The 19,961-nt window shown below is 72.0% G+C and carries 22 protein-coding genes; 4 read left to right on the plus strand and 18 right to left on the minus strand.

What is annotated here, in order from left to right; translation table 11 throughout:
- The gene (locus ACGFNU_RS28875; RefSeq protein WP_392598550.1) at positions 1-504 is read right to left on the minus strand and encodes an anthrone oxygenase family protein; all 504 of its coding nucleotides are present in this window, start codon (positions 502-504) and stop codon (positions 1-3) included.
- Positions 501-1,328, minus strand: a complete 828-nt coding sequence (locus tag ACGFNU_RS28880; protein ID WP_392598551.1) for an NAD(P)H-binding protein — start codon at positions 1,326-1,328, stop codon at positions 501-503. The genes ACGFNU_RS28875 and ACGFNU_RS28880 overlap by 4 nt, the downstream gene beginning before the upstream one ends.
- A gap of 63 nt (positions 1,329-1,391) precedes the next feature.
- Between ACGFNU_RS28880 and ACGFNU_RS28885 the strand changes: the two genes are divergently transcribed.
- The 3 genes from ACGFNU_RS28885 to ACGFNU_RS28895 are packed head-to-tail and all read left to right on the plus strand — an operon-like array spanning position 1,392 to position 3,327.
- Positions 1,392-1,886 (plus strand): MarR family winged helix-turn-helix transcriptional regulator, encoded by a 495-nt coding sequence (locus ACGFNU_RS28885; protein WP_392598553.1) that lies wholly within the window; start codon positions 1,392-1,394, stop codon positions 1,884-1,886.
- Between the two features lie 39 nt (positions 1,887-1,925).
- Positions 1,926-2,519 carry a CGNR zinc finger domain-containing protein gene (locus ACGFNU_RS28890; RefSeq protein ID WP_392598555.1) on the plus strand — a complete coding sequence of 198 codons (594 nt, stop codon included), beginning with the start codon at positions 1,926-1,928 and terminating at the stop codon, positions 2,517-2,519.
- A 13-nt stretch (positions 2,520-2,532) separates the two neighbouring features.
- Entirely contained in the window at positions 2,533-3,327 is a 795-nt protein-coding gene (locus ACGFNU_RS28895) for an NAD-dependent epimerase/dehydratase family protein (protein ID WP_392598556.1), read from the plus strand.
- Positions 3,328-3,407: 80 nt separating this feature from the next.
- On the opposite strand, the gene ACGFNU_RS28900 is transcribed toward ACGFNU_RS28895, so the two are convergent.
- Positions 3,408-3,776: a nuclear transport factor 2 family protein gene (locus ACGFNU_RS28900; RefSeq protein ID WP_392598558.1), complete on the minus strand. Its 369-nt coding sequence runs from the start codon at positions 3,774-3,776 to the stop codon at positions 3,408-3,410.
- Positions 3,777-3,864: 88 nt separating this feature from the next.
- Between ACGFNU_RS28900 and ACGFNU_RS28905 the strand changes: the two genes are divergently transcribed.
- The gene (locus ACGFNU_RS28905; protein WP_392598560.1) at positions 3,865-4,431 is read left to right on the plus strand and encodes a thioredoxin family protein; all 567 of its coding nucleotides are present in this window, start codon (positions 3,865-3,867) and stop codon (positions 4,429-4,431) included.
- A gap of 78 nt (positions 4,432-4,509) precedes the next feature.
- On the opposite strand, the gene ACGFNU_RS28910 is transcribed toward ACGFNU_RS28905, so the two are convergent.
- From ACGFNU_RS28910 to ACGFNU_RS28980, 15 genes are all read right to left on the minus strand, one after another.
- Complete coding sequence (locus tag ACGFNU_RS28910; protein ID WP_392598562.1) at positions 4,510-4,881, minus strand: hypothetical protein; 372 nt, start codon at positions 4,879-4,881, stop codon at positions 4,510-4,512.
- Between the two features lie 153 nt (positions 4,882-5,034).
- Positions 5,035-5,637 carry a PadR family transcriptional regulator gene (locus ACGFNU_RS28915; RefSeq protein ID WP_392598563.1) on the minus strand — a complete coding sequence of 201 codons (603 nt, stop codon included), beginning with the start codon at positions 5,635-5,637 and terminating at the stop codon, positions 5,035-5,037.
- A gap of 131 nt (positions 5,638-5,768) precedes the next feature.
- Positions 5,769-6,461 carry a response regulator gene (locus ACGFNU_RS28920; protein ID WP_392598564.1) on the minus strand — a complete coding sequence of 231 codons (693 nt, stop codon included), beginning with the start codon at positions 6,459-6,461 and terminating at the stop codon, positions 5,769-5,771.
- A complete protein-coding gene (locus ACGFNU_RS28925) occupies positions 6,458-7,672 on the minus strand; it encodes a sensor histidine kinase (RefSeq protein ID WP_392598566.1) in 1,215 nt (404 codons plus the stop codon). The genes ACGFNU_RS28920 and ACGFNU_RS28925 overlap by 4 nt, the downstream gene beginning before the upstream one ends.
- A complete protein-coding gene (locus ACGFNU_RS28930; RefSeq protein WP_392598568.1) occupies positions 7,669-8,151 on the minus strand; it encodes a hypothetical protein in 483 nt (160 codons plus the stop codon). The genes ACGFNU_RS28925 and ACGFNU_RS28930 overlap by 4 nt, the downstream gene beginning before the upstream one ends.
- A gap of 86 nt (positions 8,152-8,237) precedes the next feature.
- On the minus strand, positions 8,238-9,782 hold the full coding sequence (locus ACGFNU_RS28935; RefSeq protein WP_392598570.1) for a N,N-dimethylformamidase beta subunit family domain-containing protein: 1,545 nt from the start codon (positions 9,780-9,782) through the stop codon (positions 8,238-8,240).
- Between the two features lie 430 nt (positions 9,783-10,212).
- Complete coding sequence (locus tag ACGFNU_RS28940) at positions 10,213-11,568, minus strand: APC family permease (protein WP_392598571.1); 1,356 nt, start codon at positions 11,566-11,568, stop codon at positions 10,213-10,215.
- A gap of 73 nt (positions 11,569-11,641) precedes the next feature.
- Entirely contained in the window at positions 11,642-12,994 is a 1,353-nt protein-coding gene (locus ACGFNU_RS28945; RefSeq protein WP_392598573.1) for a hypothetical protein, read from the minus strand.
- Entirely contained in the window at positions 12,991-13,380 is a 390-nt protein-coding gene (locus tag ACGFNU_RS28950; RefSeq protein ID WP_392598574.1) for a hypothetical protein, read from the minus strand. Before ACGFNU_RS28950 ends, ACGFNU_RS28945 begins: the two co-directional genes overlap by 4 nt.
- A 14-nt stretch (positions 13,381-13,394) precedes the next feature.
- Positions 13,395-14,534 carry a molybdopterin-dependent oxidoreductase gene (locus tag ACGFNU_RS28955; protein ID WP_392598576.1) on the minus strand — a complete coding sequence of 380 codons (1,140 nt, stop codon included), beginning with the start codon at positions 14,532-14,534 and terminating at the stop codon, positions 13,395-13,397.
- A complete protein-coding gene (locus ACGFNU_RS28960) occupies positions 14,510-15,127 on the minus strand; it encodes an SAM-dependent methyltransferase (protein ID WP_392598578.1) in 618 nt (205 codons plus the stop codon). The genes ACGFNU_RS28955 and ACGFNU_RS28960 overlap by 25 nt, the downstream gene beginning before the upstream one ends.
- Positions 15,124-15,828 carry a TIGR04282 family arsenosugar biosynthesis glycosyltransferase gene (locus ACGFNU_RS28965; RefSeq protein ID WP_392598580.1) on the minus strand — a complete coding sequence of 235 codons (705 nt, stop codon included), beginning with the start codon at positions 15,826-15,828 and terminating at the stop codon, positions 15,124-15,126. Before ACGFNU_RS28965 ends, ACGFNU_RS28960 begins: the two co-directional genes overlap by 4 nt.
- Positions 15,825-16,520: a glycosyltransferase family 2 protein gene (locus ACGFNU_RS28970; protein WP_392598582.1), complete on the minus strand. Its 696-nt coding sequence runs from the start codon at positions 16,518-16,520 to the stop codon at positions 15,825-15,827. Before ACGFNU_RS28970 ends, ACGFNU_RS28965 begins: the two co-directional genes overlap by 4 nt.
- Positions 16,517-17,524, minus strand: coding sequence for an NAD-dependent epimerase/dehydratase family protein (locus tag ACGFNU_RS28975; protein WP_392598583.1), 1,008 nt, complete (start codon positions 17,522-17,524; stop codon positions 16,517-16,519). The genes ACGFNU_RS28970 and ACGFNU_RS28975 overlap by 4 nt, the downstream gene beginning before the upstream one ends.
- Positions 17,525-17,627: 103 nt before the next feature.
- Complete coding sequence (locus ACGFNU_RS28980) at positions 17,628-19,715, minus strand: type IIA DNA topoisomerase subunit B (protein ID WP_392598585.1); 2,088 nt, start codon at positions 19,713-19,715, stop codon at positions 17,628-17,630.
- Positions 19,716-19,961 lie beyond the last annotated feature (246 nt).

A 19,961-nucleotide genomic window follows, 5' to 3' on the forward strand; every position in this document is an offset into this window, starting at 1 on the left:
TCATGGCAAGGTGCGGGCCGAACGCCCGGACGCGGGTGCGGCCTGCGATCGCCTGCCGAGGATCAGGAAGCCGAACGCCGCCACCGCCGCGACGGTACGGACGGCGTGCGCGATCTGCCAGCGGTCCCGGTCATCCACCCAGCCGGGCGGCGGGGCCTGCACGTTCCAGCCGGCCTGGTCGCTGTTGATCGGGAGGTTGACCACCATCGTGAGCACGAAGACCAGCGCCAGCAGGGCGAGTGCCGACACCACCGGCCACCGGCCGCCTTCCCGGGCCCGGAACGCGGCGACGGCCAGCAACGCCGTCGCGATCAGCGCGGGGATGAGGGTGGCCCCGGCGAGCTTGTCGAGCGAGTCGAGCTCGACCTGCCTGACCTGCGCGTACACCTGCCCGTCATAGCCGCGCAGCGACAGCTCCAGGACGAGGACCGCGACCAGGAACCCGGCGAAGACGCCGCCGAAGAGCACGCTGACGTACCGCGCGCCGCGGATCAAGGCGCTCATGACAGGCCACCGCCGAAGTCGGCCGCGTGGTCGGCGGCCCAATCGGCGTAGGAGAGCGCCGGGCGGCCCAGCACCCGCGCCACCGTGTCGGTGGACGGCCCCGGCTGCTCACTGCACGTGGCCAGGTATCCGAGCATGCGGTCGGGCACGTCCTCGGGCATGCCCTGAGCGAGCATGGCCGCGCGGACCTGTTCGGGAGGCACCTCGGTGAACGTCAGGCCGGTGCCGATGGCCTCGCCGATGAGACGCACCTTGTCGTGCTGGCTGAGAGACTCCGGGCCGGTCAGGGCGTAGGCACGACCGGCGTGCGAGGGGTCCAGCAAGGCACGGACGGCCACTTCGGCGATGTCGCGTTCGTGGATGGACGAGGTCGCCGCGTCGCCGTACGCGCCGCGAACGGCTCCGGTGGCGCGGATCTGGGGCGCCCAAGCCAGGTTGTTGGCCGCGAAGTCGGCACAGCGCAGGAAGGTCCATTCCAGCCCGGAGGCCTCGACGGCCTTCTCCGCGGCCTTGAACGCGGCGGCGAAGCGTTCGTACCCGCCGCCGTACTCCACGGTGACCGCGGACAGCAGGACCACCCGCTTCACCCCCTGTGCGGCCGCCGCAGTGAGCAGTTCCCCGGTGGTCTCGCCAACGGCCCGAGGTGCGATGAGCATCGCGTCCACACCGGCCAGTTCAGTCGTTTGCGAGACCACCGTCGCACCCTCGGGCAAGCCGGCGGTCTCCGGCGAACGGGACACCGCCGTCACGCCCTCACCCGCCTCCAGCAGCAGCTTCACCACGCCGCGCCCGACGATCCCCGTCGCTCCGGTCACCAGAATCATGGGATTACCTCCGTTGCCGTAAGATATGGAAACCATAACATATTGATTTGAGAGGCATACAATATGACTTCCGTAACACCTGGCGGCGACCGGCGCGCGATCGTGTCCATCCGGGAGACGCTGCGCGAGCTGAGCCTGCAGCTCTCGCTCCTCAACCGGCAGGTCGGCGCCCATCTCGAACTCAAGGACGTCGACCTGGACTGCCTGGATCTCGTGAACGCCCACGGACCTTTGACCCCGAGCGCGCTGGCCCGCCGCGCCGGGCTGCACCCCGCCACGCTGACGGGCGTCCTGGACCGGCTCGAACGGGGCGGCTGGGTGGTGCGCGAGCGTGACCCCGAGGACCGCCGCGCCGTCCAGGTCCGGGCCGTGCGCGAGCGCAACGCCGAGCTGCTCGGGCTGTTCGCGGGCATGAACGCGTCGCTCGACCAGATCTGCGGCGGCTACGAGCAGGCCGAGCTGGAACTGATCGCCGGCTTCCTCCGCCGCACCGCCGACGCCGGCGTGGAGGCCGTCCGGGAACTGGCCGGCGAGGAGACCCCCCGCCGGCGCCGGTGACCCTTCAGCCGGGCTTCGAACACCGGATAAAGTGGTTACATGACGGCGACGACACGGCTGCTGACGGGCCGCGACGGGCAGAGCTTCACCTTCGATCCGGGCGCCTTCTGCCTCGAACTCCTGCTGACCGGCGGCCCCGGCGGCTACGCGTACTGGGAGATCCTGCACACGCCGGACGACCTGGGCCGCTGGCTCACCGAGTCCCGCCTCGCCGCCATCGCCCCGCTCGGCGAGCCGCGCGTCAGCCCCGCCGAGCTGCGTGCGGTCAAGGCGTTCCGCGACACGATGCTGACCGTCGCGCTGGCCCTCGCCCACGGCGAGGAGCCCGCCCCGGAGGCCCTCGAGACCATCAACGACGCCGCCGGGCCGGCCCCCCGCCCGCGCATCGACCCCGCCACCGGCCGCCGCGCCTGGGCGGGCCCGGTGACCGGCACCCAGATCCTCGGGGCGGCCGCCAACGAGGCGGTCGACCTGCTCACCGGCCCCCACCGCGACCGCGTCCGGGAGTGCGCGGCGTCCAACTGCCTCCTGCTGTTCGTGGACACCTCACGTCCCGGCAGGCGCCGCTGGTGCTCCATGGAACGCTGCGGCAACCGCAACAAGGTCAACGCCTACCGGACCCGCCAGACCTGACACACTGCCGTTCATGTCTCTGGGAACGATCGTGATGACGGGCGCGGCGGGCCAGGTGGGAACGTCCCTGCGGGAGTCGCTCTACGAGGACGCCGGCCGGCTGGTGCTGATCGACCGCGCGCCGATGCCGGCCGGCCGCCCGGGCGAGGAGCTGCGGCAGCTCGAGGTGACCGGGCCCGAGGACCTCATCCCGGTCGTCGAGGGCGCCGACGCGATCGTCCATCTGGCCGGGGTGCCCGACGAGGCGCCGCTCGCCGACCTGCTGACGGGCAATGTCCTCGGCACACAGCACGTCCTGGAGGCCGCACGCCGGACCGGGGTGCGGCGCGTCGTGCTGGCGAGCAGCAACCGGCTGACCGGGTGCTACCCCACCGCCGAGACGGTCTCGCCCGAGATGCCGCCTCGCCCGGACGGGTTGTACGGGGTGACCAAGGTGGCCGTCGAGGCGCTCGGCCGGTTGTACGTCGACAAGTTCGGCCTTGAGGTCGTCTGCCTGCGGATCGGCAGCTTCGAAGCGGAGCCCACCGAGGCCCGGCACCTCGCGACCTGGCTCAGCCCGCGTGACTGCGCGGGGTTCGTGCGTGCGGCGCTGACCGTCGAGACGGACTTCCTGGTGGCGTACGCCGTTTCCGCCAATACGCAACGGTTCTGGGAGCTGAGCGACGAGCTCGGCTACGTGCCCCAGGACGACGCGGAGACGCGGGCGGCGGAGATCACCGGCACGTTCGCCATCGGGCAGCGGCCCCAGGGCGGTGAGTTCGCCGCCCCGGGATACACGCTGGAGCACGGCCGCCTGCCCGCCGTCTGACGCAGGGCCCGCCGTCTGACGCAGGGCCCGCCGTCTGACGCAGGGCCCGCCGTCTGACGGCAGGGCCCGCCGCGCCGGGCTCACTGCTCGATGTCGTCGGGCCCCCAGAAGGCCTCCATGCTGGTCACCTTGCCGTCGTCGCCGAACGTCATGACGTCGATGGCGCGGATGCGGATGCCCATGGCGGGGACCTCCACGGTGAAGGCCATCGCGGCGCGGGCGCCGTGCGAGCCGCGGATCGGGGCGTCGAGGGAGAGCTTGGTGCCCACCCCGATCGCGTTGACGTAGAACTCGTCGATCGCCGCGCGCCCCTGGATCCGCGGGTGTCCCACCGGATCCTCGATCACCGCGTCGTCGGCGAACAAGCCCGAGACCGCGGCCGGGTCACCGGCGTTGAAGCCGTCGACGTACGCCTGCAAGACGGCCTTCATGTGCTCCTGAGTCGGCATGCCCTCGCCCTTCGTCGTCGCCGGGACGAGATTACCAAGCGAACGCTTGGTTACCACGCGGCGGGTCCGCCCGGGAGAGAATGGGCCCATGGCGATCTCCTCGTTCATGGTCCCGCTCGGGACGCCCGCGCCCCCGTTCGTCCTGCCGTCCGTCGACGGCGGCGACGTCTCGCCGGAGGACTTCGACGGCTCACCGGCGCTGCTGGTGGTGTTCCTGTCGAACCACTGCCCGTACGTACGCCGCATCGAGCAGGCCATCGGCACGGTGACGGCCGAGTACGCCGCGCGCGGCCTCGCCACCGTGGCGATCTGCAGCAACGACGTGGTCAACTACCCCGACGACGACGCCGGGCACCTGCGGGAGCAGGCCAAGCGGGCGGGGTTCGGCTTCCCGTATCTCGTCGACGAGTCACAGGAGGTCGCGCGCGCCTACCGGGCCGCGTGCACACCGGACTTCTTCCTGTACGACGCGGGACGGCGGCTGGCCTACCGCGGCGAATTCGACGGTGCCCGGCCGCGCAACGACGTGCCCGCCGACGGCTCCACGCTCCGGGCGGCCCTCGACCGTGTGCTGGCGGGCGAACCCGTACCCGAACCGCACACGCCCAGCCTCGGCTGCGGCATCAAGTGGAAGCCCGGCAACGAGCCGGCCTAGCCCGGGCCGCCCGGCGACAGCCGTCCGGCCACGGGCCGTCCGGGCACGGGGCGTCCAGCGACGGGCCGGCGGGGCCGGTCATCCGGCCCCGACCCTGGGGCGCGGCAGTTCCGACTGCCGCGCCGCCCCGGACTGGAGGCCCCGTTCGGCCGCGGCGGCCAGCGCGTCCAGGAGTTCGGCGGGCCCGCCCTCGGGGTCGTGGTAGTGCCAGTAGCGGATGATGCGCTCGCCCTCCGCGCCGGGGTTGAACCGGCCGAGGGCGAAGCAGCCCGCGACGGCCATGCGGACGATGACCCGCTCGCTGTCGTCCTTCTGCATGCAGTAGGCGGCGGCGTCGATCAGGCCGATCGCGGCCCGGGCGTTGCACCCGTCGTCCCGTGCCTCGGCGCGGTTGATGCGCCATTGCGCATACGGCCGCAGGTAATCCGCGATCATCCAGGTCTTGGGCACGCCAACGTCCTCTCGGGCTCTTCAGACGGGGGAGTCACTACCCATGGTGAGCATCCGCGCCCGCGCGAGCGGCCGATTTGACTCAGCCCTTGCCGACTGCCACCGCCACGTTGACCCGGCGCCGATCCGGCTCGGCGAAGGCGGCGGAAACAATCAACACAGCTCGTCCAGATCTGTGAGCATCTGCTCGGCGAGGTCGCGCTCCGCGGCGTAATAGCGGGCCGCCCAGCGCGCGACGAGTTCCGGATAGACCCAGCCGGGCAGGTCGGCGGCGCTCTGGCGCGAACATTCGGCCTCGTCGTGCAGGCGCTGGGCATTGTCGCGGTGCTGCGACACGATCTCGCGCAGGCGCTGGGGTGTCGCCAGGTGGCCGAGCCAGACGCGCAGCGCCGCGCCGTGCTTGAGGACGGGCGGTTCGACGGGCGCGTCCTCGACCCAGCGGGAGAGCGCGGCGCGGCCCGCGCCGGTGATGGTGTAGACGCGCTTGGTGCGGGTGTCGTCGCCGGTCACCGTGCGCGAGGTGGCGTACCCGACCTGTTCGAGCCGCTTGAGCTCGGAGTAGATCTGGCTCATCGCCGGGCTCCAGTAGAAGAACCGGAGGCTGTGGTCGGCCCACTGCCGGACCTCGTAGCCGGTGAGCTCCTCGCCGAAGGACAGGATCCCCAGCACCGCCCAGGCCGTGGCAGGGAGCCGCGCGATCATGTCGTCGTCGCCGTCGGTCGGGTCTGCGGGGGGCCGATCTGCGGTTGGCGGCATGCCCGCAAGCGTAGTCACCGATCATGCCCGATGACGCAACAGGGCCTGACAAGATCTTGACAAATATGCCTAACAGGCAAGGGCGAGATTTCCTGCGAGCTGTATTCCAGAGTGGAATAGGGAGCGCGCTCTCAACCGCGCTCTCCACCGGCCAATCCGTGGCGGAAGGCGTAGGTGACGGCCTGAGCGCGATCCCGCAGACCCGCCTTGGCGAAGAGGTTGTTGATGTGCGTCTTGACGGTGGCCTCGGTGATGAAGAGGTCGCCGGCGATCTCGGCGTTGGACCTGCCCTGCGCGATCAGTGCGAGAACCTCGCCCTCACGGCGGGTGAGGCCGTCGGGCAGGTCGCCGTGCCGGCGCTGCTTCTCGCCGGCCCGCTCGCCCGCCGGCTCGCCCGACGCGACGGCCTCGACCAGCCGGCGCTGGACGGCGGGATCGAGCAGGGACGAGCCGTTGCGCACGGTCTCGACGGCGGCGGCGATCTGCTCGCCCCCCGCGTCCTTGGTCAGGTAGCCGCGGGCCCCGGCGCGCAGCGCGGCGAAGATGGACTCGTCGTCGGCGTAGGTGGTGAGCACGACGATCTCCACCTCGGGATGCGCGGCCTTGATCCGCCGGGTCGCCTCAACGCCGTCCACCCGGGGCATCCGCAGATCCATGAGCACGACCTCGGGCGCCAGCTCGGCCACCCTGGCCACCGCCTGCTCGCCGTCGGCCGCGGAGCCGACCACCTCGATCTCCGGCAGCAGGTCCAGCAGCAGGAGCAGCCCCTCACGGACCACCGTCTGGTCGTCGACGACCAGCACGCGGGTCTTGGCGGCGCTCATACGGGCACTCTCAGCGACACTCGGAATCCCTCCCCATCCGGACCGGTGTCCAGGGTCCCACCGATCAGCTCGGCTCGCTCACGCATCCCCACCAGGCCGTAGCCGCCGCCCAGATCGGCGGCGAGGGCCGGCTCGGTGCCGCCCGTGTCGACGACCTCCAACTCCACCTGCCCGTCGAGATAGGCGAGGCGCACCCGGACGCGGGCACCCGGCGCGTGCTTGCGGACGTTCGTCAGCGCCTCCTGCGCCGTGCGGATCACGGCCAGCCCCGCCTGCGGCGACAGTTCGTGCGGCGTCCCCGCCACCTCGGTCTCGCAGGGACGGCCCGTACTGGCCCGGAACTCCTCGGCCAGCTCCGCCAGCGCCTCCTCGGGCTGCGGCGCGTCCCCGCGCAAAGTGGCCAGCGCGCGCCGGGTCTCCTCCAGCCCAGAGCGGGCCAGCCCCTGCGCGCGTTCGACCCGGTCCAGCGCCTGGACGCGGTCGCCGTCGCGCGCCAGCAGCAGCCGCGCCCCCTCCAGGTGGACGATCTGCGCGGACAGCGAGTGCGCCAGGATGTCGTGGATCTCGCGGGCGATGTGCGACCGCTCGGCCAGGAGCAGCGTGTCGGCCTCCGCCCGCTTGGTCGCCTCCTGCGCGAGCACGCGCTGGCGGGTGGCCAGCGCTCCCAGCGCCACTCCGGCGAACGCCGCCATGAGCCCGAAGTCCGACCCGGCGGTGAAGACGTCCCACCCGATCAGGCCCACCGCCGCCACGGTGACCACCGTCAGCGCGGCCCCCCAGCCGATCGGCAGGAGGTTGAGCAGCACCCAGAGGGCGACCAGAGCGAAGACGAAGCCTCCGTTCTCGCGGGAGGACAGCCCGTACAACCACAGCGAGGCGCCTATCGAGACCAGCAGCAGGACGCCCCCCGTCCGCCGCCGGTGCGACCACCGTGCCCACGGCTCCCGCACCGCGCTGGGCTCACGCGGCTCCCACAGCGCCCGCGACTCGCGGCGCTCCCGGTGCGAGCGGGTGAGCCAGATGCCCGCGCTCAGGCAGACCAGGGCGACGACGTTCAGCACGACCAGCAGCAGGCCCTCGCCCGCCAGCGCGGGCTTGGGCTTCGACTGGAGCAGGTCGCGGACGTACGCCACGAGCCCCCAGCTCAGCGCCGCGGCGATGACCAGCCAGCGGAACCAGCCGGGGTGGGGGCGGAACCTGTCGGACCTCACGCGACGACGCTAACCGATGGGGTACCGGTGATCTCGCGGGCTCGCCAGCCGACGACCACGTTCTGGACGAGGAGGGTCAGGCCGAGGAAGAGCAGCAGGCCGCCGGCCTCGCCGTGCACGCCGAGCGCGTATCCGGTGGCGATGAGCCCTGCCCGCACGGCGATCGACGCGAGCCAGATGACCACCGTCCACGCGGTGCCCCGCCGCCACAGCACACCGTGTTCGTCGCGCCAGACGCGCACCGTCGTCGCCCGCACGGCGCCCAGCCCCAGGGCCGAGACCAGCCCGGCGGCCAGCAGCAGCGCGCTCACCAGCGGATGCGCCGTGTCGAGAAGGCCGCCCTGGAGCAGCCCGGCGCCGACGAGGACCGCCGGGAGCAGGTAGGCCTTCTCCGAGCACATCGGACGGGTCCTGAGCTGACGGTAAAGGACGTAGGCGACGAGCACGGCGACCAGGAGGCCGGTCTGAATCTGATCCATGCCCAGAACGGTAGGGAGAACGACCCCTCCGGAGGATCGGCGCGGGGCTGGACTTGGCCTCCTCCACCCGGGGGTGGAGGGCCTCGTCAGCCGGTGAACTCGCGCAGGTTGTCCTTGACGGGATAGGTGGCGCCGAGGGGCCCGGCGGCCATGGCCAGCAGCAGGTTCTCGGTCGCCTTCGTCACGAAGCGCCGGCCCGCCTCGGTGACGCCGTGCCCGCACTTGGGCCCGCGCATCGCGCAGACCCAGCGCATGGTGCCGGTCGCGACGACGCCGGAGCCGCTCTTGGTGGTGTAGTACGTGGCGTCCGCGGTCTTGGGGACGCCCCCGCAGTCGATCGGCGAATGGGCCAGCACCTCGATGGGACGCGGCGTCGGGCCGGCCGGGTTGATCGCGTCGGTCTCCGGGCCGATCAGCCCGGGGAAGGCCGTGCCCTCGCGCACGCCGGTGCCGCGGAAGAGCCAGCCGCCGGGGCGGTGGACGGTGAACGACCCGGCCGCCGGGAAGCAGTTGTACATGATCCCGATGAGGTCGCTCTCGGGCCGCGGCGCGGGCGGCAGCCGCCAGTCCTGCGTCGACTCCTTCGGGTCGGTCTTGGCGACGGGGTCCTCGGAGGAGTCCTTGTAGCAGGTCACCAGGCGGTCCGGGCCGAGCTTGGTCGGGCTGAAACGGATGTGCCGGTTGACCGCGTTGGCGCCGAGGAACGCGATGTTGACCCCGCTGTCGCGGGCCTTGGTGACGTTCGTGCGCATGTTGGTCGACCAGTACTCGTCGTGCCCGAGCGTGACCAGCCCCCGCGCTCCCTTGAGCAGGTCCGGATTCGCGTGCAGATCGTTGTCCGTCGCGTACGCCAGCTGCTTGCCGGTCTTCTCCGCGAGGACGATCGCCGGGTGCTCGTAGCCCATGAACTTGCCGGTGCCGTCCTTGTCGTAGGGCCGGTCGAAGCTGACCGCGCGTGCCCGGTCGCCGTATCCGCTGGGCCCGTTGTAGAGGTTGTGGCCGCCCCACAGGTTGTACGCCTGCCAGGTGGTGGTGGCGTTGAGGATGACGAGCCGTCCGGCGGTCTGCGCGGAACGCAGTGTCATCGGCACGAACCGCTGGGCGCCCGAGTCGGCGCTGAGCCGCAGCAGGTAGACGCCCTCTGGCCAGTCCTTGGTGGTGACCGTGAGGGACGGCTTCCACGGCGCGGTCACCGTGTAGTTCTCGTTGTTCACCTTCGGGTAGGCCTGGCGGACGCCGGGCTGGCGGGGCGACTCCCAGAGCTTGCGCGCCTGGGCCCCGCCGTACCAGCCGACCCGGAACGCCTCGACCTTGAAGCCCCTGGTCGTCGTCGAGACGAACAGCTGGAAGCTCTCACCGGGCAGCACGCTCACCCGATCCGCGTAGCCCTCGATCTCGTCCGCCTGGCCGCGCTTGCGCAGCTTCCAGTCCGGTGTGCCCGGCAGCGCGTTCTCCGCCACGGTGTCGGCGGCCTTGGGCGAGGCCGCGATGGCCGGCCGGCCCGTACCGCCGCCGCCCGCTCCCCCGCCGCCGGGCTGGACGCCGTCGTTCTCGAACGAGCATCCGGCGAGCAGGAGGACGGGCAGCACCGCGAGCAGCATCCAGTTGGTGATCCCCCGAAGTACGCGCACGAGCCAGCATTCTGCCGAATACGAGGGGCCGGTGCGTCGCGGGAGACAGAAGTGAACGGCGCCACCGGGTCATCCTGCCCGGCCGCTCCCGGCGCCGCGACGATCAAGCCGGTGGCCAGCAGCACCCGTTCGCTCGCGGGCCAGACCGCCAGGCACCCCAGCGCCGCCTCTCGCACCACCCGGTCCCACGGGACGAACCACAGCAACGCCACCAGAACAGCCCAGGCATCGTGCCGCTGCACCCCGCCGAGCCCCTCCTCGACCGTCGTCACGTACCCGCACAGCCGCCATCCGGTGAGCGCGACCGCGATGGGCGGCAGCGACAGCCACTCCTGGACCGCCGCCCCCGCGTCCTGCAGATCCATCGCCACCCCTCCCGGAAACCGTGATCACTACGGTCCCGTGAGGGCGGGGGTCGGGTCGGTAACCCCTATGACCGACTTGGGGTGGTACTAGGTTCACCCTTGCGGGTGACGCCAAGGTTGACGAACCACAGCAGCACGCCGATCCCGATCAGGATCGCGGCCCGCAGGTAGACCTCGCCGTCCCGCCCGGTGACGGGCAGCGTGAGGATCAGGCAGCTCACCGCGCCCACCGCGGGCATCCAGGTCGGCGCGCGGAAATGGTCGTGCTCGACGGTGTCCTTGCGCAGCACCAGCACGCACACGTTCACCAGTGCGAAGACGAACAACAGCAACAGCACCGTCGTGTCGGCGAGCCCGCCGATGTCACCGGTGCTCACCAGGATCACCGCCAGCGCCATGGTGAACACGATGGCCGCCCACGGCGTCGCCCGCGTCGGGTGCGTCACCGCGAACACCGGCGGCACGATCCGTTCCCGCGCCATCCCGTACACCAGCCGCGACGCCATGATCATGTTGATCAGCGCGGTGTTCCCGACCGCCAGCAGCGCGATCAGGGCGAACAACTTCGGCGGGAAGCTCAGCCCGGCGACCTTCACGACCTCCAGCAGCGGGCCCGTCGAGGTCTGCAACGTCTTGGTGTCGACCAGCATCGTCGCCGTGAACGCGACCGCGATGTAGATCACCACGGTGATGGCCAGCCCGCCGAACAGCGCCCGGGGGAAGTCCTTCGCCGGCTCCTTGGCCTCCTCGGCCAGGTTGACCGAGTCCTCGAAGCCCAGCAGCGCGTAGAACGCCAGCGCCGTGCCGCCGAGCACGCCCAGGAACGCCCCGTTCGCCGGATGGAAGTCCAGTGCCCGGCTCGGCTCGCCGTCCCCGCTGATCAGCGCGAACACCCCGATCACCATGATCACCAGCAGCCCGGAGACCTCGATCAGCGTCAGCACCACATTGACCTTGATCGACTCGGAGATCCCGGCGAAGTTGACGATCGCCACCAGCCCGAGGAAGAACAGCGCCCCCACCAGCGTCGGCAGCGAGACGAACTCCGCCAGATACTTCCCGCCGAACGCCCGTGCCGCCGCGCTCGCCGAGGTGATCCCGCTCATCATCACCGCGAACGCCACGATGAACGTCACGAACGGGATGCCGAACGCCTTGTTGGTGTAGAGGGCGGCCCCGGCGGCCTGGGGGTACTTGCCGACCAGTTCCGCGTACGCGGTCGCGGTCAGCGCCGCGAGCACGAAGGCCGCCAGGAACGGCAGCCAGACGGCCCCGCCGACCTTGCCCGCGACCTGCCCGACCAGCGCGTAGATGCCCGCGCCGAGGATGTCCCCGACCACGAACAACATGAGCACCCTGCGCCCGATCACGCGCTTGAGCCCGCCCTCGGTCTCCCGCGGATCGATCGCCGTCTCGGTCATGCACGCCTCCTCGTCCCAGGCCCTGGACCACCACCTACCCAGCTATCGATCACTTATCGGCGAAGGAGGGCCGTCACCACTCGGAGAGGACCAGCGACTGCACCAGCAGGGCGGTGACCGCCTGAGCGGCCAGCCAGCCTCGCGACGGAGGGGTGTGACGGGCGGCGGCGACCATGATCCAGGCGGCGTACGGCACCCAGATGCGTTCGACCTCGCCCCTGGTCACCCCCGCGACGGCCAGGGCCACGGTCCCCAGCAGCGCCGCACCCACCAGCAAGGACGGGGCAGGCGGGAGCGCACGGTCGCGTGCGGCGCGGCCGATCGGCGCCAGCGCGGCGGGAAGCGCGTGCGCGACGGCCGGGCCGACGAGCAGCCCTAGGACAGCGAAGTCGGCGACCAGGAAGTACCAGTAGGAGCGCATCGCCGAACCCCGGCTGATCCGGTAGGTCTCGAACGTCGCCGCCACCCCGTCCGGCCACCAGAACCCGCCCAGCGTGAACGCCACCGGCACGATGGCGCAGCCGCACAGCAGCGCCACGACGACGCGCGCGTTCGGGCGGGCGGCGATCAGCGCGGCCGCCGGGATCGCGAACAGCGGGAGGAGCCCATAGCTCAGATACGGCAGCGAGCCGAGCAGCAGTCCCCCGCCGAGCGCGGCCAGGGCACGGTTCCGTCTGGCGGCGAGCGCGACGAGGACGGTCCCCCATGCTCCGACCCCGAGGAAGAACGCGTCCATGGCGGTCGCGATCCAGAGCACCAGCGGGGCCAGGACGAGGAACGGCAGCGCACGCCGGGCGAGTTCCTCTCCGGCGAGCAGGCGCACGGTCAGCGCTATGGCGACGATCGCGGACGTGCCGACCAGGATGATCACGACGGCGGCCCAGGTCGTGCCGCGCAGCCCGGCGGCGTCGAGCGCCCAGAAGACCAGCGTCGGGAGGGGCGGATGGCCGCGGACGTGGGTCGGATAGCCGCCCAGCCGGTCGGTGAACGTGCGAAGCCAGCCGAGCGGGTCGGCCCGTACGGCGTCCAGCCCGGCGGGGTACTCGGTCGGGGCGTCGAGCGGCTTGGCGAGGTGGTCGAGGCCGTCGCTCAGCGCGAGCACGACCGTCCACACCAGGGTCGCCGCCCAGGCCGCCAGGAGCAGCGGCCGCCAGCTCAGGCGCCGGACGAGCACGGGCAGCACCGCCACGTACAGCGCGGCGGTGGCGATCGCCGGGACGAGCTGCCAGGTGTGCGGTTCGCCCCGGGCCTCCGCGTGCAACGGCGGAAGCTCGTCCTCGGTGGCCAGACCGGCACGCCGCAGGAGATGCCCGACAAGGAAGGCCGCCGCGATGAGGAGCACCCAGAGCGCCACGGCCACGCGGCCACCCCGGCCCGTTCGCCGTATGGGCCGGGCCTGGAGGGACGGCGCGGTACGAGTGATCATTTCTGTGTCCGTTTCCGGAGCAGCCAGCCGACCGTGAGGGCCGCGGCGAGGGCCAGCAGGACGGCCAGGGAGCGCCCGTACGAAAGCGGCAGGATCGACGGATTGTCCGGACGACGGCCGGTGCTGAGCATCATCGGCAGTGCCACCAAGGTGAGCGCCCCGGCGACCATGAGTCCCGCCCGCACCGGACGGCGGCAGGCGACGGGCAACCACGCGGTGAGCGCGCCGGCCAGGAGAACGGCGGGCACGAGGACGAAGTCGTGAACCAGCACCGGACCCGCGAACCACACCATCCATTCGCGTGGCTTCGACTCGGTCAGGATCCCGCGCAGACCGAGCAGGATCAGCGCCCCGCCCACGGCGTACAGGGTGATCCGGCCTTTCACGTGACCACCGCCCTTCACGTGACCACCACCGTGTGGAGCCACTTGGTCTGGAGCACGCCGGGCCGGTTGGGCGCGATCAGCCTGCACGGATGGCCGTGGTCCAGGTCGAGCGGCGCGCCGTTCAGATCCAGGGCGAGCAGGGTCAGCGGGTCCCGGCAGTGCGGTGGGTCGAGCCACGAGGTGCGGTACGGGCCGCCGCGTTCCAGGGATTCGACCCGTACCCGCGCGTCGGCGGCGGCGCCCGCCATCCGCAGGAGCTCCCGCAGCCGCACGCCGCTCCAGTCGCCCGACGCGCTCCAGCCTTCGACGCACGCGATCGGCAGGCGTTCGGTGTGCTGCGGCAGGGCGCGCAGCTCCGCCAACGAGAAGGTGAGCTCGCGCTCGACGCGCCCGGTGACGGTCAGCGTCCAGTCCGGCTTGCGGGCCGTCGTGGTGACGCCCGCGGCCAGCGCCGACTTGTTGACCGGCAGCCCCGCGGGCCCGATGCCCGGACGGCGCGGGGCGAGCACCGCGAGCCGGGCCAGCGGCGAGAACGTCTCCCCGACCGTGGTGAGCACCACCGCGCCCGACGCGGCGGCCACCGTGAACAGGAAGGCACGCCGGTCCACCCCGTCCTCGGGCCGCTTCATCACCGTGCGCCGCACCTTGGCCCACTCGTTCACCCCGTGGATGATCAGGGCGCCGATCAGGATGTAGGCCGTCCAGTAGTGGGCGACGGTGAAGAAGAAAGGGAACGCGTACCAGTAGGCGATGTTGAGCACGCCGGTGACCAGCTGGAAGAGGGCGGCGGCGACGAGCAGGAAGACGAGCCCCCGCTCCACCGCGTGCCCGGCCGACCTGAGCGGCGGCCACTGGAGCAGCTCGGGGTAGACGGTCCACAACTTGGCCAGCAGCAACGGGATCGTGGCGAGGCCGCCGATGACGTGGAGGCCCTGCGTCACCCGGTAGAGGTTCACCGGACGGGACGGCCAGCGCAGCCAGTCGGGCGGCTGCTGCATGAAATGGCTGATCAGGCCCGTCACGAAGGCGACGCCGAAGCTCACCCCGAGCCAGATGCCCAGCCACGACGCCGTGCGCTCATCGTGCAGGCGGCTGCTGAAGCCGTTACCCAAGCGGCCGCCGAGCCGGTCTAGAACCGCAGGCTGACGAACCATCGGCCGGCCTCCTCCCACCGCTCGGCCACCGCGGCCCCACAGGTCGCCGCGAACACGCCGACGTCATCGGCCGACACCCGGGCCCAGGCGAACCACTCCCCGACCCTGTGGGCCGCACGGAGCCGGACCTGTTCGGTGTGCGAACGGGTACCGGGGGCGGTCACCTCGGCGAGGATCCGTCCGTCCGGGCCGAGCAGTTCGCCCGCCCGGCGCAGCAGCGCGACCGGGTCGCCGCCGATGCCGATGTTGCCGTCGGCCAGCAGGATCGTCTGCCACAGACCGGCTCCCGGCACCTGGTCGAACACGTTACGGCGGAGTGCGGGCCCGCCCGACGCCACGGTCAGCGCGACCGCGTGCGGCGCGATGTCGATGCCGAGCGCGAGAAGGCCGCGTTCGGTCAGCGCCACGGTCAGCCGCCCGGGGCCGGAGCCGACGTCCAGCGTCGGCCCGGCGCACCGGTCGAGCAGCCCGGCGTCCCCGGACCGCAGCGCCAGCCAGTCGCCGACCGGCAGCGGGCGCCGCCCGCCCGCGGCGTCCTCGATCTCGACCCGGTGCGCGCCCACCAGGGCCCGTTCGTACAGTTCACCGATCATGTCCGGACGACCAGCCCTTCCCGCGCCCACTCGTCCGGCTCCTGCCGCGACGGCTCTTGCCGCGCCCGCCCTGGCCGCATCCGCCGGACGGCGGCCGCGAACCGGCCGTTCGGGGCGGCGGCCGCCACCGCGCCGGCGTCCGTCGCGGTGTCGACGTCGGTCAGCCGTGGCAGGAACGCCACCCGGAGGTGCATCACCCGCAACCGGTGCAGCTGGACCTGCCCGGTGTAGGGCCGTGACATCGGCACGCCGGCGAGCAGCGCGGGATCGGGCCGGGCCAGGCCGAGCAGCCAGAAGCCGCCGTCCTCGGCCGGGCCGAAGACCGCGTCGTGCGTGCCGAGCGCGGCCGCGGCCCGTTCGAGCACGGCCGGGGTGACCTGCGGGGTGTCCATGCCGATCAGGACGAGCGGGCGCCCGGTCCAGGCGTCGTCGAAGGCGGCAGCGAGCCGTTCGTCCAGCCCGTCGCCACGCTGCGGGAGCACGCGGAAGCCAGGCGGCAGCCACGGCCCGGGGTTTCCGTCCAGGGCGAGCACCCGGTCGGCGGCGGGCACCGAGACGACGGTGGTGAGGGTGTCGGTGAGGGAGGCCTCGGCCAGCTCGGCCGCCTGTTCGGGCGTGTACGCGGGTGTGAGGCGCGTCTTCACCCGGCCGGGGACGGGTTCCTTGGCGATCACGACGAAGGTGACATCCGCGACGTTCATGAGGCGACCTCGACGAGCACGCGGCGCATGTCGCGGACGGCCCGGACCGTGCCGCCGACCGTTCCGGTGACCTTCGACCTGCCACGGCGCGGCAGGTAGGGAACGTCCAGCTCGACGACCCGCCAGCCCTCCTCGGCGGCCCGCAGCACCATCTCCAGCGGGTAGCCGAATCGCCGGTCACGAAGATCCAGGGCCAGCAGGTCGGCGCGGCGGGCGGCCCGCATCGGCCCCAGGTCGCGCAGCCGGGTGCCCGCGCGCCGGTTGAGCGAGCGGGCCAGCACGGCGTTGCCGAGTCGCGCGTGCGGCGGCCAGGCCCCGCGCCCGGCGGGGCACCGCCGCCCCAGGACGAGCTTCGGCCCGACGCCCGCGTCCGAACGGGCGCCTGCCTCCGAACGGGAGCCCGCCTCCAGTTCGGTGACGAGCCTCGGAAGCTCACCCGGATCGAGCGAGGCGTCGGCGTCCATGACGCACACCACCTCGGCCGTCGCGGCGAGCAGCCCGGCATGGCACGCCGCGCCGAAGCCGCGCTGCGGGGCGGCCACGACCTCGGCGCCGTGGTCGCGTGCGACCTGCGCGGAGCCGTCGGTGGAGGCGTTGTCGACCACGATCGGCCGGAACCCCGCCGGCATCCGGGACAGCACCCACGGCAGCGCCTCGGCCTCGTTGAGGCAGGGCAGCACCACGTCGATCATGCCGCCGCCCCGCACGCGGCGAACTCCGCCATCCCGTCGTCGAACGACACCTCCGGCGCGAAGCCGAGCTCGCGCCGGGCGCGTTCGGACGAGGCCACGATGTGCCGCACGTCCCCGATCCGGTATCCCCCGGTCACCCGCGGCGCCGGGCCGCCGTAGGCCGCGGCCAGCGCCTCGGCCATGCCGGTGATCGTGCGCGGTTCGCCGCTGGCGATGTTGTACGCGCGGAACTCCCCCGTGGCTCCCGCGACCACCTGTTCGAGGGCCAGCACGTTGGCGCGGGCGACATCGCGCACGTGGACGAAGTCGCGCCGCTGCCCGCCGTCCTCGAAGACCAGCGGCGGCTCGCCGCGCTCCAGCCGGGACCGGAAGAGCGCGGCGACCCCCGCGTACGGGGTGTCGAGCGGCATCCGCGGCCCGTAGACGTTGTGGTAGCGCAGCGCCGCCACCGAGCCTCCGGTCATCCGGGCCCAGGACGTGGCCAGATGTTCCTGCGCGACCTTGGTGTCGGCGTAGACGTTCCGCGGGTCGAGCACCGTGTCCTCGCCGACGGTTCCGGGCGCCAGCGGATCGCCGCAGCGGGGGCAGCCAGGCTCGAACCTGCCCGCGCGAAGGGCCTCTTCGCCGCGCGGTCCGGGACGTACCGCCCCGTGCCGTGCGCAGGAGTAGGCACCCTCGCCGTACACCACCATCGAGGAGGCGACCACGAGCGCGCCCACTCCCGCCCGTGCCATCTCGGCCAGGAGGACGGCGGTGCCGTGCGCGTTGACGGAGACGTAGGCGGGCAGGTCGAAGACATCGACGCCGAGGCCGACCATCGCCGCCTGGTGGCAGACCGCGTCGACGCCCTGGAGCGCGCGGGCCACCGCCGGGGCGTCGCGCACGTCGGCGGGCTCGCCGTCCGTCCGCGGATCAAGGCCGCGGACGGTGTGCCCGGCGGCGGTCAGCGCGTCGGCGATGTGGGAGCCGATGAACCCGGCGGAGCCGGTGAGCAGGACGTTCATGCCCCGACGTTAAGTCGCCGGAGGCGTCCCGAACCGGAAAGGCGGCCTGCCGTACGAACCTCGTAAGATTTGCCGGCAGGCCGGGACGATCAAGCCGAGACGATCAGGTGTCGATGCGTTCGATGTCGAGCTCGGCGGCGCCGGCGGTGATGAACTCGCGGCGCGGGGCCACCTCGCTGCCCATCAGCAGCTCGAAGATCTTTCCGGCCTCTTCGGCGTCCTCGATGCGGATACGGCGCAGGATGCGGTGCTGCGGGTCCATGGTGGTCTCGGCCAGCTGGTCGGCGTCCATCTCACCGAGGCCCTTGTAGCGCTGGACCGGCTCCTTCCACCGCTGGCCCTTGCGCTCGAACTCCACCAGCTTCTTGCGCAGCTCGCCGTCGCTGTAGCAGTAGACGTACTTGTCCTGGCCCTTCTTGGGCTTGAGCAGCTCGATGCGGTGCAGCGGCGGCACGGCGGCGAAGACCCGGCCGGCCTCCAGCATCGGCCGCATGTAGCGGTGGAGCAGCGTCAGCAGCAGGGTCCGGATGTGGCTGCCGTCGACGTCGGCGTCGGCCATGAGGATGATGCGGCCGTAACGCGCGGCGTCGATGTCGAAGGTGCGGCCGGAGCCCGCGCCGATGACCTGGATGATGGCCGCGCACTCGGCGTTCTTGAGCATGTCGGCGACGGACGCCTTCTGCACGTTCAGGATCTTGCCGCGGATGGGCAGCAGGGCCTGGAACTCGGAGTTGCGGGCCAGCTTGGCGGTGCCCAGGGCCGAGTCGCCCTCGACGATGAACAGCTCGCTGCGGTCGTCGGCGGTGCGGCAGTCGACCAGCTTGGCCGGGAGCGCGGAGTTCTCCAGCGCGTTCTTGCGGCGCTGGTTGTCGCGCTGGGTGCGGGCCGCGATGCGGGTCTTGGCGGCGCCGACGACCTTCTCGAGGACGGCGCGGAGCGGCTGCTTGCGGCCGCGCGCCGGGTTGTCGAAGATCGCCTTGAGCTCGCGGGCGACCACCTGCTGCACGATGCGGGTGGCGGCGGAGGTGCCGAGGATCTCCTTGGTCTGACCCTCGAACTGCGGCTCGGGCAGGCGGACGGTGACGACGGCGGTGAGGCCCTCGAGGATGTCCTCCTTGATGACGTTCTCGTCGCCGTTCTTGAGCAGCTTGGTGGCGCGCAGCTGCTCGTTGAGCACCCTGACCAGCGCCCGGTCGAAGCCCTGCACGTGGGTGCCGCCCTTGGGCGTGGCGATCACGTTGACGAACGACTTGGTGACGGTGTCGTAGCCGGTGCCCCAGCGGAGCGCGACGTCGACCTCGAGGTCGCGCTCGACGTCGGTGGGCGTGAGGTGGCCCTGGTCGTCGAGGACGGGCACGGTCTCGGTGAAGTGGCCGCGGCCCTGCAGCCGCAGCACGTCGATGATCTCGGCGTCCTTGGCCAGGTAGGAGCAGAACTCGCCGATGCCGCCGTCGAAGCGGAACGTCTCCTCGACGACCTCCTCGCCGCGCTCGTCGCGGACGTCGATGGTCAGGCCGGGGATGAGGAACGCGGTCTGCCGCATCCGGTCGAGGACGAGGGACTGCTCGACCGTGGCGTCCTTGAGGAAGATCTGCAGGTCGGGCCAGAAGCGCACGCGGGTGCCGGTGGTCTTCTTGGCGACCTTGCGGATCGTGCGCATGCCGGACTTCTTCTTGAACCGGCCCTCGGGTCCGGGCGTGGCGAACTCGCCGGGCAGGCCGCGCTTGAAGCTGATCGCGTGGGTGGCACCGGCACGGTCCACCTCGACGTCGACGCGGGCGGACAGGGCGTTGACGACGGACGCGCCGACGCCGTGCAGGCCGCCGGACGCGGTGTAGGACACGCCGCCGAACTTGCCGCCCGCGTGCAGCCGGGTCATGACGACCTCGACGCCCGCCAGGCCGGTCTTGGGCTCGATGTCGACCGGGATGCCACGGCCGTTGTCGACGACCTCGAACGAGCCGTCGGCGTGCATCGTCACGCCGATATGGGTGCAGAAACCGGCGAGCGCCTCGTCGACGCAGTTGTCGACGATCTCCCAGAGACAGTGCGCGAGTCCCCGGCTGTCGGTCGACCCGATGTACATGCCGGGTCGCTTGCGTACGGCCTCGAGCCCCTCCAGCACCGAGAGGTGCCGGGCGGAGTAGCCGTGCGGATCGTCAGTGGCCTTTTCGGCGGTCGCGGCGGTCAACTGCGTGTGCTCCTAGAGACGGAAGCGAAGCTTGTCCGTGCAAAGGGTGGGCGGATGGGGGTTGCGGACGGCCAGGCGGGGCTTGCCCTTCGAAACGGTCGTCGGGTGGGGGCTGCGGGATGGTGGACGTCGGCAGCAGAGTACCCCCGGGAGCCGGCGCCCTTCCGACAGGCTCGCCGCCCGGCGGGACGGCGAGCAGATGTTCGAACATACCATCGAACACCTCCGGGGGGACGTGGATCGGGT

The sequence above is a fragment of the Spirillospora sp. NPDC048911 genome (assembly GCF_043198015.1).
Taxonomy (GTDB): Bacteria; Actinomycetota; Actinomycetes; order Streptosporangiales; family Streptosporangiaceae; genus Spirillospora.

What these genes read in the sequence shown, in the direction of transcription:
- ACGFNU_RS28960 (WP_392598578.1), bottom strand. Translation starts at nt 15,127, where the DNA reads ATGATCGGTGAACTGTACGAACGGGCCCTGGTGGGCGCGCACCGGGTC.
- ACGFNU_RS28930 (WP_392598568.1), bottom strand. Translation starts at nt 8,151, where the DNA reads ATGGATCAGATTCAGACCGGCCTCCTGGTCGCCGTGCTCGTCGCCTAC.
- ACGFNU_RS28885 (WP_392598553.1), top strand. Translation starts at nt 1,392, where the DNA reads ATGACTTCCGTAACACCTGGCGGCGACCGGCGCGCGATCGTGTCCATC.
- ACGFNU_RS28955 (WP_392598576.1), bottom strand. Translation starts at nt 14,534, where the DNA reads ATGGTTCGTCAGCCTGCGGTTCTAGACCGGCTCGGCGGCCGCTTGGGT.
- ACGFNU_RS28920 (WP_392598564.1), bottom strand. Translation starts at nt 6,461, where the DNA reads ATGAGCGCCGCCAAGACCCGCGTGCTGGTCGTCGACGACCAGACGGTG.
- ACGFNU_RS28945 (WP_392598573.1), bottom strand. Translation starts at nt 12,994, where the DNA reads ATGATCACTCGTACCGCGCCGTCCCTCCAGGCCCGGCCCATACGGCGA.
- ACGFNU_RS28890 (WP_392598555.1), top strand. Translation starts at nt 1,926, where the DNA reads ATGACGGCGACGACACGGCTGCTGACGGGCCGCGACGGGCAGAGCTTC.
- ACGFNU_RS28875 (WP_392598550.1), bottom strand. Translation starts at nt 504, where the DNA reads ATGAGCGCCTTGATCCGCGGCGCGCGGTACGTCAGCGTGCTCTTCGGC.
- ACGFNU_RS28895 (WP_392598556.1), top strand. Translation starts at nt 2,533, where the DNA reads ATGTCTCTGGGAACGATCGTGATGACGGGCGCGGCGGGCCAGGTGGGA.
- ACGFNU_RS28970 (WP_392598582.1), bottom strand. Translation starts at nt 16,520, where the DNA reads ATGATCGACGTGGTGCTGCCCTGCCTCAACGAGGCCGAGGCGCTGCCG.
- ACGFNU_RS28915 (WP_392598563.1), bottom strand. Translation starts at nt 5,637, where the DNA reads ATGCCGCCAACCGCAGATCGGCCCCCCGCAGACCCGACCGACGGCGAC.
- ACGFNU_RS28965 (WP_392598580.1), bottom strand. Translation starts at nt 15,828, where the DNA reads ATGAACGTCGCGGATGTCACCTTCGTCGTGATCGCCAAGGAACCCGTC.
- ACGFNU_RS28905 (WP_392598560.1), top strand. Translation starts at nt 3,865, where the DNA reads ATGGCGATCTCCTCGTTCATGGTCCCGCTCGGGACGCCCGCGCCCCCG.
- ACGFNU_RS28975 (WP_392598583.1), bottom strand. Translation starts at nt 17,524, where the DNA reads ATGAACGTCCTGCTCACCGGCTCCGCCGGGTTCATCGGCTCCCACATC.
- ACGFNU_RS28900 (WP_392598558.1), bottom strand. Translation starts at nt 3,776, where the DNA reads ATGCCGACTCAGGAGCACATGAAGGCCGTCTTGCAGGCGTACGTCGAC.
- ACGFNU_RS28940 (WP_392598571.1), bottom strand. Translation starts at nt 11,568, where the DNA reads ATGACCGAGACGGCGATCGATCCGCGGGAGACCGAGGGCGGGCTCAAG.
- ACGFNU_RS28880 (WP_392598551.1), bottom strand. Translation starts at nt 1,328, where the DNA reads ATGATTCTGGTGACCGGAGCGACGGGGATCGTCGGGCGCGGCGTGGTG.